The organism is Virgibacillus ainsalahensis (assembly GCF_055380755.1).
Genome location: NZ_AP043943.1, coordinates 887,665 through 902,931, shown reverse-complemented (window position 1 = coordinate 902,931; position 15,267 = coordinate 887,665). Strand labels below are relative to the sequence as shown.

The window sequence follows — 15,267 nt, the reverse complement described above, 5'->3', positions numbered from 1 at the left end:
ATCCTTCCCTTCTATAATTTTTTTATTGAGGCAGTTTGCTTAGGTTACGTTTTATTTGGCCATGGTGTTTAGCAGTATGCTCATCGATAAAATGTTCTACAATGAACGATACCGGTTTGTTGCCAAATTTTTTAAAATTACGGTGTGGATTTTCTTCTGTCAAACGGGAATCGCTTACTTTTGAAAGCCTTTCTTCCACTTCCCCTTTGAGTCCTTCTACTCCTTTGATGACTTCCTTGACATTCAATTTATCTGGCGTTTCAACGGCTTCAAGGCGAGGAGGATTATCCAAGCCTCTACCCCATTCGGATCCTGGTTTTTCCAGTACTCTTTCCATCTCGTTGAGCCAGTATGGAGTTGCTTCATTTAAATGATTCAGAATTTGCAGGATGGACCATTCTTCTTCCGTTGGATTCCAGCGGATTGTTTCTTCAGAAAGCCCTTCTACCGTATTCAAAATATCATTAAAGGAAGACTGAATCGAATGGATATACTTTTCAACTTGTTCTGTTGCCATATTATTTTCCTCCTCCTTGTAGTGCTACACGATTTTCCAAAGTACCTACTTTGTCGATTTCAATTTTCACAACATCTCCGTCTTTCAGGAATACTTGTGGATCCCTTGCAAAACCTACTCCTGCTGGTGTACCAGTCAAGATGATGTCCCCTGGCTCCAATGTCATTAGATTAGACAGGAATTCTACCAGTTTTTGAACTGTAAATACATGGTTTGAAGTATTGGAGCGCTGTCTTTCTTCTCCATTAACAGTAAGAACCAATTCAAGCCCTGCTGGATCTGTGAGTTCATCAGATGTAATCAACCATGGCCCCATTGGAGCACTTCCTTCAACTGACTTACCTTGCAACCATTGTAATGTTCTGCGTTGGATGTCACGATATGTTACGTCATTTACGATGGTGTAGCCTGCTACATAGTCCAGTGCATCTGCCTCAGATACATTTCTTGCTTGTTTTCCAACAACAAAAGCAAACTCTGCTTCATAGTCCAATTGTTCAGATATTGGATAATATGGAATGTCATCCTCAGGTCCAACAATCGTATTAGCGAATTTCGCAAACATAACCGGATTAGAAGGCAGTTCACGACCCATTTCCTGGATATGCTCACGGTAGTTATGCCCAACACAAAGCATTTTTCCCGGGTTTGTAAGTGGTGCTTCAACTTTTACTTCATCTTTATTGAAAACGAGTTTATGATTGAAGCTGGAAGGGTTATCATTTGCGAAATCCACTGCTTTTTTAGCAACAGCAATGCTTTCATTACCACCTTCTAAAAACGCTTCCATTCGTGCTGGAACATAAGCTTCTGCAATTTCCTTATAGCGATATTTTCCTTCACTCTGAAGCTGAGCCTGGTAAGCATAATTCAGATCAACGACTTTGTTTTCATCAACGATTGCTCCAATTCTTGAATATCCTTGAGTAGTAAAAGTTACTAGTTTCATAGAAATTCTCCTTCTCCAAATAGTTTGTTATTGTTTGGTTCTTCTTTTTCCTGTGTATGATAGCGAATTCATTTGATTTTAAGGTATTGCAAAAATTATTCAATTCCGCTATTGTGATAATGTGTTCACCTCTTATATAATTTCATTATAGTTAGAATAATTATAAATGTCAATTACAAAATCATACCTATTTATAAAATTATTAGAGAATAATAACAATCAGATTATAGAAAAATGATTCTCCAGATGACTTGCTTATAACGTTACTTATCCAGCAGACATCTGCTATACTTGTCATTCATTCACGTAAGGAGGATTCAATTGACAACAAAAAAAAGCAGGGATACTATCCAGTCTTTGGAAACAGGAATTTCTATTCTGGATGCTATTGGAGAAGCAGGACGACCGCTAAGATTTGCAGAGATACAGGAAATAACACAAATTACGAAAAGTAATTTATATAAATATATGAATACTTTGACCCAATTAAAGCTTGTTATCCGGGACAGAGCAACCGGACAGTACCATCTCGGTAGCAAATTAATAACGTTTGGGATGACCGCACTTGGCAATCAGGATGCTATTGCCCTGGTGACACCATACCTGCAGGCGATTAGTCAATATAGCAATAATACCGTTCTATTTGCTGTTGGGACCAGTCGCGGGCCAGTGATCGCAAAAATCTGGAATTCTGAACAAATTCTCAATATTGGAGCACAGCTGGGGACATTACTGCCTCCCAACTCGTCTTCCGGGAAAATATATAGGGCTTTCTACAATCAAAATGGCTTGGAATCGGTAGCAGAGAATGGCGAGGAAAAAATAAAAACACAACAAATCGCTTTTGCGGATGAACCATTAGTTTCTTCTATCTCTTCGGTATCTATCCCAGTGTTCACTTTTAATAAGGAATTGGCCGGGATCATTACGGTTGTAGGATTCTCTCCGAATACCCCATCCGAAATTGACGACCCTGTCAGCCAATACCTACTGGATATGAAAAAAGAAATATCCGAGGTGTTCGGGTATCTGGAATAGGAAGTGAAATGGAAAAAATCGTAAAATTATTTGATCGAAATAAAAAAACGCACCCTTCAACTTTACCCAAATGCTGAATGGTGCGTTTCCTTTATAAACGCTTGCTTATTTTCTCTATTGTTCGGACCTTTCTTGTAAAAAGGACTTGGCAAATTCATCGAATTCAGTAATTGAATCTTTTGGAAAACGTTGTAATCTGTATGTAGTCCAAAGTGGGCGCTGTATACTAATTCCACTTATATCAATCTCTGAAAGCAGGCCCGCCTTCAATTCCTGGCTAACTGCCAAACGGGACACAAAGCCATAACCCAAGTCAGACTGTACTGCACTTTTGATAGCCTGTGTTGTACTTAACTCAAGCCTGTTTTTTATTTGTTCCATCTTTATTTTTTCAGATAAATGTTCCTCTATTATTTTACGCGTAGCAGAATCCTGCTCCCTGGAAATCATCCGTCCCTGTAATAGGTCATTTGGAACAATATGTTTTCTCGCAGCCCATTTATGGTTTGTACTCGTTATTAAAGTAATAACATCATTAGTGATCACTTGTTTTTCCAGTCCGTTATTTTGTATATCCCCTTCTACAAAAGCAATATCTATCTCTCTTTCTTCTAAATCCTTCAATACGGTAGGTGTGCTATTGATCGATAGTTTTATGTAAAGCTCCGGATCATGTTTTTGATATTCACTCATTATTTCCGGAAGTACATATTCTCCAAGTGTATACGATGCTCCTATTTTTAGTGTGCGTGTCTGTTCATTCCGTAAAGCTTGTATTTCCTCAACGGATTGGTCATATTCTTTGGTAATATTTTTTGCGTATTGGTAAAGCTTTTCTCCAGCTTCCGTTAACTGTAGTGTATTATTCTCCCTTTCAAATAAAAGTACCGAATAATGTGTTTCAAGCTGCCGTATTTTTTTAGTTGCAGCCGGTTGGGATAAATAGTTTTTTTTTGCTGCAGCGCTAATGTTTTTATGTTCTACCGCATAACAAAACAGTTGTAAAATATCAATATTCATGGATGCTCTCCTTTTCATTATATTTGAAAGAACATGCTTACCCCCATGACAATGACTAATACGGATAATAAGCGGACGATGGTTGCTCCAGTTAATTTTTTAGATAAAATCGCTCCTACCTGGGCACCGAGGAGTACTCCTATACCTGTCCAAGCCACGATGGACCAGATTACCATCCCATCCATTACTGATGGAATAACTCCTACAAAAGAATAAAGCGCCAATGAGAACATGGAAGTAGCTGTTGCATTTTTCATCGTGATGCCAAATCCATATGCAAGTATGGGCACCATTAACCATCCTCCACCAATTCCGAAAAAGGAAGAGACAACTCCAAGCAGAAAACCGACCAGCAAGTAATTTACTATTTTTGTAATTTGTTCTTTACTCATTCTTTTGTCTGCTACACTGCCTTTTAAAGTTGTCGCTGTAGTCGCGATAATAGTAGATGAATTTTGCTTCTTTATAGTTAAGAATACACCCAAACCAATTAGCAAACAACCGAACAATGTATAAAACACTGTATTTGGTGCCCACCCAACTGCCCATTCTCCAAAAAATGTACCAGGGAAGGCTCCTACCGACAGAATGAGACCCATTTTTAATAAAACCCGCTTTTGCCTTAACAGCAGTGGAAGTCCTGAAACTGCATTAATAAATACGATGGCTAAACCCGTAGCAGCTGCAGCTTCCGGGGTAATGTCATAAATCATCAACAATACTGGAACAACCAAAAATCCCCCGCCAGCTCCAATTATCGTGCCATATGCACTCGCAAAAAATCCTAATAAAATAAGTAAGATGAACATAACTGATTCCCCCTCTACATGTTGTACCATAAAAAAGCGGTAATTAAATACAAAAATGAGAAAAGGAATACCCTATAATGAATTGTTAAAATAAAAGGGATTCACATGAAATCCTAACATTTAGGATGATATACACCATGAAAAGACTGCATCAAAAACGATGCAGTCTTTTCATTTACCCGATTTAATTGTATAAATATTTTTCTTTATCTCTTTTTTCTTTCCCTGCTTTTGCATCTTCAACCTGAACTGTAAATTCGCCAACCTGTTCTACTTCAATCCGAACAGTGTCCCCACATTTCAGCGGGCCTACCCCCTCAGGCGTCCCAGTTGCAATAATATCACCAGGATTTAGTGTCATGTTATCACAGCCGACTTCAAAACACTTAAAGCAGTCATAAATCAGATGTTTTGTGTTTCCATCCTGTCTTAGTTCATCATTAACCCATAATTTCATATCTAATTGATTTGGGTTGTCAATCTCATCTGCCGTAACAATCCACGGTCCAATTGGTGTAAAGGTATCAAAGGATTTTCTCCATGTTCGCTCCTCATCTCCCCGGACAGAAATATCTAATAATGCAAAATAACCAAATATATAATCTTTTGCTTCTTCAGCTTTGACGTTTTTTGCCTTTTTGCCAACGATATAACCTAATTCAGCTTCATGGTCGGTACGGCGGTCCTTATATGGTAACTGAATCGGATCCATTGGTCCTGAGAGGGAGTCAGGTGATTTCAAAAATAAAGCAATATCTTTAATAGTTAATGGTGCATTATTAAATTCTTTATTCATCTCTTCCTGATGCTTTTTATAGTTTACGGGTGCAGCCCAGATTTTACGTGTGCTTGGAACTGGTGATTTTAGAAAAACATCAGAAAGGCCGTAAGATTCACCTGTTTTACTTTCTTGTTCCAATTTAGGCTTTAACGCTTCATAGTTTTCAACTAAGTATTGAAACGAAGAATCTGGATTATTACTGTCCCAATCAGCCGCAGATGAAACATCCACTATTTTATTATCATTAACGATTACAATTCCTAATTTATTTTCATTAAAAATAGCAATTTTCATATCTCATCATCCTTTATACTGTTAACTTTTCAGGTTTGAAGGTAGATTTGATTTCCTGGTGGCCATTATTTTCTTTCAAAGTCTCACCATGCTCCAATTCCAACATTTCCATGACAGGCTTATCATTAAATGAGAATAAGAAAGCATCTGTATCACATGTATTCACATGTTCATGGTAACTCCACGGCGGCAAAATGAAGAAATCTCCTTTTTCCCATTCAAACTTCTCTCCATTAATCACCGTATACCCTTCACCTTCAAGTACATGGTAGATTGCACTATGCACATGACGATGTGCCTTTGTTTGCTGATTTGGTGTCAATTTTTGCATCATTGTACCAACTCTGGAATCAGCGGATCCACCTGTTGTTGGGTTGATATATTCGATAGCATAACCATCATATGGATCATTGTCTTCTTCTTTCATTTGATTTAACGCATTTTCTACACGGTTAAATTTATAACCAAAAATCGGGGAAGGATAACCCGGCTCTACGGTTTCATTCAACTTTTTAAACGCGCCATTGGCAATTTGTTCATTTGAATAGTTACCTTCTGGTTTCAATGGGTAGAACTCATCTTCATATGGTTCAAAGAACGATGCTGCTAGTGTACGGACCAAGCCAACATCAAGACCATCCAGCCAAAAAACAGGTTCTGTACCTTCATGTTTATGTTCATGCCACGTCCATGCAGGTGTTAAAACCAAATCCCCACGTTCCATGTACGTTTTTTGACCATTTACGGCCGTATAGGCACCTTCACCCTCAATAATAAATCGGATGGCAGTCTGTGAGTGATGGTGGGATGGCGCAAACTCACCTGGAAGCAATAATTGAATACCTGCATAAAGTGTATGTGTACCGTACCCTACCAAACCTCTTTCAAGAAGACTTGGATTTTGCAGATATACTACCCTTCGTTCTGCGTCCTTTCCCGGCTCAAGTATATCACCAGCAGCCAAAGCATAATCTCGAATGTCTTTCCATTTCCAAAGATATGGTTCCACATCATGCACCGGCTCTTTTGTCACCATATGCCCAAGGTCATGCCAAAGCGGTCCTAAATGCTTTGTTTTCAATCCATTATAATATTGATCTAATTCCTTTTGAGTATAAACTTTTTTATCCGCCATTCGCTCACTCCTCTATTAATTTATTATCTATTTATTTAATTAAGTTATCTATTTAGATAATATATGATTTTACTTGTTTTTGTCAATAGTTATTTACCAATTTAAAAAAGTGCATCAATTTAAGGTTCCATTAAGTTTATTCAGCATGATTCCCCTGATTCGCTACCGACTATTTCATTCACTCAATTGTATAAATTAAAAGTTGGCTTTAGCTGATTCCATTGACTAAGATACTTTACGATACTAATATAATTAGTAATTCACTTATAAATGAGAACAGGATGGGATGAACAATGGCAGAACCAAAAAAAGGTGCACAGATTCAATCTTTATTAGTTGGATTTACAATTATCGATTTATTATCCAAACATACAAAACCACTAAAATTCAATGAAATTCATCATGAAACGAATATCACTAAAAGCAATTTATATAAATACTTGAATACCTTAACCTCACTAGGTGCGGTTTATCGCAATAAGGAAACTGGCGCTTATTCATTGGGAACAACACTTATACAATATGGTATGTCCGCTTTAAATAAAGAAAATATCATGGATAAAGTAAATCCTTTCCTGGAAGAAATTAATCTAAAACTAGAAGAGACGACTTTACTTACCACTTGGACAAATGAGGGGCCAATGATTGCACAAATGATCCATAGTAGCAGTGGACTAAATTTGGGTGGACAAGTAGGTTCCATGCTTCCTATTCATTCTGCCGGGGGCAAACTTTTCGCTGCATTTCAAACTGGCCTTATTTCTGATATCTGGAAAGAAAAAGAATACAACAAAATGAGTACGGAACAGGTGAAAGAACTGGAAAACGAATTGGATGAAATCCGCAGCCAAAAAATAGCCTTTGCTACAGGAGCACTAGCCACTTTTGTCTCGTCAATCGCCATTCCAATTTTTAACTATGCAGATAATATAGTTGGCAGTATTGTTATTGTCGGATTTGAAAAAACAATTCCATCTGATAAGACGGATGAACGGAGTGAATACTTACGAATAAAAGGAAAAGAGATTTCAGGGGAAATGGGATTGGTAGAATCTTAACTTTTACAGACCGAAAATGACAGGTAAACCTTGGGTGTGATTAGCTTTTGTTTTTTCACCAATCATGATTTCTTACGGGCGATTTCCTCCCGCTTTTCCATAACTTCCCATGCCGGGCACACCAAAAGAAAAAGACTGCACATTCGCAGTCTTTTATCCTCGCATTAATTTTTCTTGTATTTCTTCTGGAACTGTTACCGCCTTTAGTTTACCATTTGATTTCAATGTCCAGGCTCTAACCTCATATCCAGATGCTACTAACTCATCATTTTTAATAAAGTCATGTTTCACCTTAAAAACCTTATTCTTTAATTCAATCACCTCTGATTGAATTTCCACAACATCTTCAAAGACCAGAGGAGAATGATATTTACAAAAGGTCTCCAGCAATGGTAATGCAATATTTTTTTCATTAAATAACCGTGACATTGGTAGAATAAGGTCTCCAAACAAATAATGTGTAGCCTGATCCATCCAACGATAAAAGTTTGTATGAAACACAATACCTGCTGCATGTGTATCACCAAATGCCACCTTAATTGTATAGCTATTCTTCATCATCTATGATTCCTTTCTGTTTACCTGCATATTCAATTTCACCCAATCTTCTCTTCCTTGTCTTCCACCTCACTATCAGCATTTTTCTCAGCACCAAAAACCGTAGATCGTTGAACAAGGTAATATAATAAAAATCCAACAATTAATCCGTATAGTGCACCATATACTGCCAGGACAATTGCCATTACACCTGCTACCCCAATTTCCGATTCCGATTTAATCTGCTGTATACCAGTTGTAATACACAGATATCCTGTTAACAAAAGAGTTATGGATAATGCGATTGGTAGAAATGGCTGAAAGAATGTAACTAACGGTAAAATAAAGATAGCAAGCGCCAGGGATATCAATAATGAATTCGTACCTGAGAAAATCGAATCCATCGCTTTTTTTCCGAATGTATACCGTTCAGCAACACTTGCGGTACCTGCAGTAAAAATCGGACCAGCAAGACCTGGATGTGGTAAAAAGAATGCATGAGCAAAACTTCGAATAGATGTAAGTACATGTACCTGGTTTAAATTATAATCGATTTTTTCATCATTTCTGGATTTACCTGCCCGTTTAATCAGCTGGTTACCTACTACGATGTCACCATATGCAATAATATAAGCTAAAACAGCTGTTGGTATTGCACCAACAAACATCTCCAATGATGGAAAACCGACTACAAATGGAGTAACATTCCACATTTCGGCCAATGCTGGTACAGTGATACCCCATTCCACTTGTGGTGTAGTATATTCACCAACCACTACTCCAATTATTATTGCTGCAATAATAGCTGGCATGATCCCGTAACTTGCAATAAATTTTAAGAAAGCGTATTTCTTATAAAGATTTTTAAAAGAATTTGAGAACATGATATAAATACATAGAATCCCGCCTAATATTAGTGTAATTGGTGTGGCAGCCAATCTTCCACCTTCTTCAATTTCTCCCAATATAGCAGCAATACCTGCCCCTATTAAAATACCTGCCTTTAAGGAGTTTGGCAGTTTTGTTATAAATAGTTTACCAAACCCGGTCATCCCAAGTATGAGGAAAATAACTGCAACTGCCATTTGTACTGCAATCAATGCTTGTATAGCCTCTGGTCCCGGTTCATAATTACCCAAAAATACAACTAGTACTGGAATTAAAGGTGTTATAAAGCCGGAAACAAACGGTACTCCAAGTGTAGAAGGAAGTAACATTAAAAATTGTGTGAATATCGTTATGGTTAATGCTGCAGCATAACTCATCTCAAGGATTCCTGTCATTATTTCTATCATACTTAATCCGATAGTAAAAATAACGAGACCTTGAATCAACTCTGGTGTTTCCAGACGGTAATGAATAAGCGGCAAGCGTAATTTGTATTTACCAATGGACCAAAATGGCTGTTCTTCTCCATTTTTCCGATTATACATAGACATAATATTTCTATCCTCCCTAAACGCTTTCATATTTGGCTTTTATATATTCTGTTCTAATTTTTGTTGTAACTGTTTCTTCAATTTCGCTTTCTGTATTTTCCCACTTGCAGTAACAGGAAATGCATCGACAAATACAATCCCCTTTGGAACTTTATACTTAGCCATATGTTCTGTGATATAATCTTTCATCTCTTCTTCATCACTTTGCATTCCAGACTTCAAATGAACCGCAGCAAACACTACTTCTCCTAATACTTCATCAGGTAACCCCACTACTGCTGTTTCAGAAATTTTCGGGTGTTTTTTAAGTAATTCTTCAATTTCTTGGGGGTAGATATTGAATCCCCCTCGAATGATCATTTCTTTCTGTCTCCCAATGAAATGGAGGTTTCCTTTTTCATCCAGTTTACCAAGATCCCCTGTGTAATAAAAATTTCTTTCATCTAATACCATATTGGTTTGTTCAGGCATTTTATAATAACCTTTCATTGTTCCAACACTTTGAACAGCAATTTCTCCAACTTCTCCATTTACTAAAGCTTCACGGTTTTCATCCACGATTTTTATTTGAACTCCATCAATTGGCTGTCCTAAAGTGGAACAAATGATATCTTCATCATCATCATATCCAGTAAGGGTGAGAGATCCTGTCTCAGTTATCCCAAATGATTGACATAGATTAACTCCCATTTCTTCTCTTATTTTTTTCATTTGGTAAGGAGTAATCGGTGCAGCTCCGACCATTCCAGTACGTAACGTGGATAAATCATATTGGGAAAAGTTCTCTTGTTCCAGTTCTTTTAAGAACATCGTAGGTACTCCCTGGTGAATTGTAACCTTCTCTTGTTCAATTAATTGAAGTACTTTTTCAGGATGAAATTTCTCCATTAATACTATACGGGCTCCTGATGCTATTGCAGTTGCCAGATTACATGTTATTCCAAAAATATGGAATAAAGGAGCTGGTACGATAAAAACATCATCTTCTGTGCATCTCATTCCCTTTGCAACGGTATTTGCACAATGGACGATACTTCTATGTGATGTCATTACTCCTTTTGGTAAACCTGTTGTACCAGATGTATACAATATGCAAAAAAGGTCTTCGTCAACGTTTATAGAAACATCTACATTTTCTACAGGAGGGTTACGATCTAATTCATCCAATGTTCGTATAGCTTCATGATTAAATCTTACTGAAATAACATCTTTAACTAATGATACTGCTAAATCAATCCCAACATTATCTTTAAATGTCTGGGAAATGAACAAAGCTTTCGGTTCCGAGTTTTTCAAGATATATTCAATTTCCTGTGATCGATACATTGGGTTAAAAGGAACAACGGTTGCTCCTATTTTAGCACTGGCAAAAAATATAACAGCCATTTCATGCCAATTAGGTAAACATACACCTATCCTATCTCCTTTTTGTATGCCAAGTTTTAACAGCCCGCCTGCCAGCCGATTTACCTTGTCCCCAAATTCCCGATAGGATAATCTCTCTTTCTGATCACTAATTAATTCTTTATCACCATATCTTTCCACTTGTTTTTCCAGAAGGTTCGCAACAGATAAGACTCTTTTGTTTGTAAGCATTTTCTTCCTCCCATTTCAAATCAGGAAATTTTGTAGATTTATAGAACACTTTCTGCTTTTGATTGTTACTTGGTTCTCTACTTAGGTTTGTTATATTATTGTCAATTATAGAGCACGTACACTGGTTGTGATATGCCATATTATAAGCAAGAACTTATCATCCCCTCGCTATGTAAGCGGTAACAATATTGAATTATCTAAAATTATAGCAAAGAACCGCTGTCTATACATGCTACAAAATATAGGAATTTCGCTTAAAAAATTTGAAGCATAAGTAGGAAGAAAAAATGTTCCCACATTATGCTTCTTTATTCTTTTTCTACTTTTATACGATTTTCTTGTGGAAAGCCAGGTGGACATAGTAACCGTGGTGCGTTCGTATTATACCCTTTCAGAAATGGTTGATCTCACATCAAACCCCAATTTCTTTCTTACACTATCAGGAATAGTTTCTGCTTTTAGTTTTCCATCTGTCTGCTTCGTCCAGGCTTTAATCTCATAGCCTTTCGCCATCACTTTTTCTCCACGTTTAAACGTATGTTCTACTCGAAATGTCTTTCTATGGACCTCCGTTACCTCCGAATGAATATCCACAATATCTTCATGAAGTAATGGAAAATGAAACTCACAGAATGTTTCTAATAACGGAAGTAAAATATTCTTCTCACTATAAAGTCTTGATGTTGGACGAACCGCTGTTGCAAATAATTCAGCAGAAGCTTGATCCATCCACTTATAAAAGTTTGGATAAAATACAATTCCTGCTGCATCGGTATCACCAAAATAAACTTTAATTTGATGAATGTTTTTCACGTTAATCGCCCTCTCTCATCATTATCTTAATTCCCTGACTCCATAACAAAATTTGCAATTTGTCTTTTTTCTTCAATGACATCAATACGTGACTCATTAATGTGAGAAACCAGTTCAGATAATTTTTGCGCTAATTTTTTAGAGTTATAAGAAATGGACATAGCTTTTGTCAGAAATTGGACGGCAGCTTCCTCCGCAAAAACTTTAACGAGACGTTCACTTTGGTTCAAATTCTTACTGGAATTATTTCGCAGCATTTTCTCGAATCTAACCAAATTACTTTCCAATGCATATGTTAAAATGGAAAAATCTGCAATCCGTACCAGTAGCTCCTGTTCCTCATCAGGGTTTGAATATGCTTCTTTCACATCGTGTATAAATGTAGAAGTAAACTCCCGCAATGCCCTCAGTAATTGCCATTGACTCTGTAATTCCTGGGATTGCCCTTCCTTTACCTTTCGACTTACCAGGTAATTATCACTATTTTGCAGCATGGTATTAGCAATAACGATTCGATTAATTTCATTCGTACCTTCGAAAATACGATTAATTCGTGAGTCCCGATATAGCGTTTCTATCTCATATTCCGAAATAAACCCATATCCACCGTGCAGTTGCAAAGCTTCATCAACAATATAGTCCAACATCTCTGAAGCAAGCACCTTGTTCACAGAGCATTCTAATGCATAATCCTTTAGCATTTTAATAAATGGAATATTGTTGTTTTTCGCGTAGTCTGCACCTTTTTCAAATTCTCCTGCTGTTCGATAGACCATGCTTTCCATTGTAAAAATATTAGAAGTCATCGTAGCAATTTTTTCTTTTGTTAAGCTGAACTCGGAAAGGGCACGCTTAAACTGTTTTCGTTCAGTTACATGCTGCACCGCCAATTCCAATGCTCTTTTTGATGTTCCAAGACAAGTTGCTGAAATCTTATGCCTTCCAATATTTAAAATATTAAAGGCGATTGAATGTCCTCGCCCAATTTCTCCAAGTACATTTTCAACTGGAATCTTGAGATCATTTAAAACAATGGATGTTGTTGAAGAACCTTTCAAGCCCATTTTTTGCTCTTCCGGACCAATCGTCAATCCTGCTGCATCCTTATCAATAATAAAAGCAGTGAATTTTTCGCCATCAATCTTCGCATAAAGAATAAAAAAGTCAGCAAAAGAGGCATTTGTGATAAATTGCTTTTCTCCATTAATTATATAATGTGTGCCATCTTCGTTAAGTTTTGCTGTTGTTTTAATCCCTATTGCATCTGTTCCAGCATCTGGCTCAGTTAGTGCATAAGAGCCAATCTTTTCACCTGAAGCAACTAATGGAAGATACCTCTTTTTTTGATCATCTGAACCATAATAAACGATTGGAAGAGAACCAATTCCAACCTGTCCAGAGTATGTAATTGAAAAGGAACGTCCCTTTGCTATTTGTTCTGTTATAATAATCGAGCTAACTTTATCTAATTCCATTCCGCCATATGCTTCTGGTATATCTATTCCAAGTAAACCTATTTCTCCAGATTTTCGTATCATACTTTTTACCTTGTCGAAATCCTGGTTTTCAATTTCTGGTAATACAGGCAAAAGATCTTGATCCACAAAACTGGCTGCAGTATCTGCCATCATTTGATGTTCGTCGGTAAAATCTTCTTTTGTAAAAATGTCATCGAGACCAAACGTTTCCGTGAAAAATGAATCACTTTGGTAATCCTTTATCTTTTCCATTCAGGTTCACCTCAATCGGCATTATTTGAAACCTTAGCTATTCGCCAAACCCTTGTGGCGAAAGACCAAAATCCGTACTTATACAATAAAAAATTATACTTTTGTATGAAAACAACTGTTATTAGAACAGGAAAAATTATTCAGTGTAATCACTATCAACCAAGATTATATCTATTTCAGATTGGCTCTTTTACGTCTCGCAGTTGATATAAAATGCGACGTAACTGCTATGTCGATTTCCGCTGCGGTATGTTACGTCCAAATCTTTTAGAAAAAAGCCTTCAGGTTAAATTAGCTGTTTTCATTAAAGATGGTGGCTCCATGTTCTTAGTCACCATCTTTCTCTCCCTCTACTCTACTAAACTATAACGCTTCCCATATCGCGGCTATTCCCTGGCCACCGCCAATACACGCTGAGGAAACACCATACTTTTGATTACGACGTTTTAATTCATAAATAAGGGAAAGGGAAATCCTTGTGCCACTTGCAGCTAACGGGTGTCCAATAGCAATTGCCCCACCATTCACATTTCCTTTTTCCAGATCAAATCCTAATTCTTTTTGGCAAGCCAGATATTGGGCAGAAAATGCTTCATTAATTTCAATTAAGTCAAAATCACTAACCGATAGATTTGCTTTTTCAGCAGCACCTTTGATTGCCGGTACTGGACCAATCCCCATATGTTCCGGCTTCACTCCAACAACATCCCAGGAAACAAGTCTTGCAATTGGTTTTAGCCCATTCTTTTCCGCATACTCTGCGGAGGCAATAACAACTGCAGCAGCCCCATCAACCATTCCGCTTGCATTGCCCGGTGTAACGACGCCATTTTCAACAAAGCGCGGTTTTAATTTCCCTAATTGTTCCATATTTGTATCTCGAATATGGTCATCTTGATCAACGACGACATCGCCTTTTTTTCCTTTAACGGTAACAGGAACAATTTCCTCGTTTAATAACCCTTTTTCTCTTGCTTGTAATGCCCGTTGGTGACTGGATAAAGCTTGTTCATCCACTTCCTGGCGTGGAATTTGATACGCTTCGGCAAGATTCTCTGCCGTTTGTGCCATGGTACAACCAACATTTGTATCTTCTAATCCTTCCCATAGCCAATCTTCTACCTTAACAGGGCCTAGTGGACTCCCCCATCTCATTCCCCGAACAACATGAGGAACTTGACTCATATTTTCTGTCCCTCCTGCTAAAACAACCTCTGCCTCACCTGCAAGAATATGCCGGGCACCTGCAGCAATTGCCTCAATGCCTGTACCACATACACGATTAATGGTTACTGCTGGCACATGTTGAGGTGTCCCAACTTTTAATCCGACGTGTCTTGCTAGTAAGTGTGCATCCTTGGAAGACTGCTGCACATTTCCGAATACGACATGATCAATTTGATCAGCGCTAATGTTTGCTTTGTTAACCGCTTCTTTTGCCGCACTTACCCCCAATTCGGTTGCTGTAATATTTTTAAATTTACCATTGAAGTTCACAAAAGGTGTACGTGCACCATCCAATAAAACGATATCTTTCTTTTCCATTCTATT

At 37.5% G+C, this 15,267-nt stretch carries 14 protein-coding genes; 2 read left to right on the top strand and 12 right to left on the bottom strand.

Annotated elements, in window-relative coordinates:
* Positions 1-22: 22 nt before the first annotated feature.
* Both ACZ427_RS04160 and ACZ427_RS04155 read right to left on the bottom strand, forming a co-directional pair.
* Complete coding sequence (locus ACZ427_RS04160; RefSeq protein ID WP_461177920.1) at positions 23-517, bottom strand: DinB family protein; 495 nt, start codon at positions 515-517, stop codon at positions 23-25.
* Between the two features lies 1 nt (position 518).
* Positions 519-1,466, bottom strand: coding sequence for a fumarylacetoacetate hydrolase family protein (locus tag ACZ427_RS04155; protein WP_461177921.1), 948 nt, complete (start codon positions 1,464-1,466; stop codon positions 519-521).
* Between the two features lie 321 nt (positions 1,467-1,787).
* On the opposite strand from ACZ427_RS04155, the gene ACZ427_RS04150 reads away from it, so the two are divergent.
* On the top strand, positions 1,788-2,504 hold the full coding sequence (locus ACZ427_RS04150) for an IclR family transcriptional regulator (RefSeq protein ID WP_461177922.1): 717 nt from the start codon (positions 1,788-1,790) through the stop codon (positions 2,502-2,504).
* Positions 2,505-2,618: 114 nt separating this feature from the next.
* Here ACZ427_RS04150 and ACZ427_RS04145 read toward each other — a convergent pair whose 3' ends face one another.
* From ACZ427_RS04145 to ACZ427_RS04130, 4 genes are all read right to left on the bottom strand, one after another.
* On the bottom strand, positions 2,619-3,524 hold the full coding sequence (locus tag ACZ427_RS04145; protein ID WP_461177923.1) for a LysR family transcriptional regulator: 906 nt from the start codon (positions 3,522-3,524) through the stop codon (positions 2,619-2,621).
* Between the two features lie 17 nt (positions 3,525-3,541).
* A complete protein-coding gene (locus tag ACZ427_RS04140) occupies positions 3,542-4,333 on the bottom strand; it encodes a sulfite exporter TauE/SafE family protein (RefSeq protein ID WP_461177924.1) in 792 nt (263 codons plus the stop codon).
* A gap of 184 nt (positions 4,334-4,517) precedes the next feature.
* Positions 4,518-5,408, bottom strand: coding sequence for a fumarylacetoacetate hydrolase family protein (locus tag ACZ427_RS04135; RefSeq protein WP_461177925.1), 891 nt, complete (start codon positions 5,406-5,408; stop codon positions 4,518-4,520).
* Between the two features lie 13 nt (positions 5,409-5,421).
* Complete coding sequence (locus tag ACZ427_RS04130; RefSeq protein ID WP_461177926.1) at positions 5,422-6,543, bottom strand: cupin domain-containing protein; 1,122 nt, start codon at positions 6,541-6,543, stop codon at positions 5,422-5,424.
* A 293-nt stretch (positions 6,544-6,836) separates the two neighbouring features.
* On the opposite strand from ACZ427_RS04130, the gene ACZ427_RS04125 reads away from it, so the two are divergent.
* Positions 6,837-7,601: an IclR family transcriptional regulator gene (locus tag ACZ427_RS04125; protein WP_461177927.1), complete on the top strand. Its 765-nt coding sequence runs from the start codon at positions 6,837-6,839 to the stop codon at positions 7,599-7,601.
* Positions 7,602-7,754: 153 nt separating this feature from the next.
* Here the strand turns inward: ACZ427_RS04125 and ACZ427_RS04120 are convergent, their stop codons facing one another.
* The 6 genes from ACZ427_RS04120 to ACZ427_RS04095 all read right to left on the bottom strand — a co-directional run bounded on the left by ACZ427_RS04120 (position 7,755) and on the right by ACZ427_RS04095 (position 15,261).
* A complete protein-coding gene (locus ACZ427_RS04120) occupies positions 7,755-8,162 on the bottom strand; it encodes an acyl-CoA thioesterase (protein ID WP_464883532.1) in 408 nt (135 codons plus the stop codon).
* Positions 8,163-8,197: 35 nt separating this feature from the next.
* Complete coding sequence (locus ACZ427_RS04115) at positions 8,198-9,577, bottom strand: xanthine/uracil/vitamin C permease (protein ID WP_461177929.1); 1,380 nt, start codon at positions 9,575-9,577, stop codon at positions 8,198-8,200.
* Between the two features lie 39 nt (positions 9,578-9,616).
* A complete protein-coding gene (locus tag ACZ427_RS04110; RefSeq protein ID WP_461177930.1) occupies positions 9,617-11,173 on the bottom strand; it encodes a class I adenylate-forming enzyme family protein in 1,557 nt (518 codons plus the stop codon).
* Between the two features lie 381 nt (positions 11,174-11,554).
* A complete protein-coding gene (locus ACZ427_RS04105) occupies positions 11,555-11,986 on the bottom strand; it encodes an acyl-CoA thioesterase (RefSeq protein ID WP_461177931.1) in 432 nt (143 codons plus the stop codon).
* Positions 11,987-12,012: 26 nt separating this feature from the next.
* Positions 12,013-13,716 carry an acyl-CoA dehydrogenase family protein gene (locus ACZ427_RS04100; RefSeq protein WP_461177932.1) on the bottom strand — a complete coding sequence of 568 codons (1,704 nt, stop codon included), beginning with the start codon at positions 13,714-13,716 and terminating at the stop codon, positions 12,013-12,015.
* A gap of 363 nt (positions 13,717-14,079) precedes the next feature.
* On the bottom strand, positions 14,080-15,261 hold the full coding sequence (locus tag ACZ427_RS04095) for an acetyl-CoA C-acetyltransferase (RefSeq protein WP_461177933.1): 1,182 nt from the start codon (positions 15,259-15,261) through the stop codon (positions 14,080-14,082).
* Positions 15,262-15,267 lie beyond the last annotated feature (6 nt).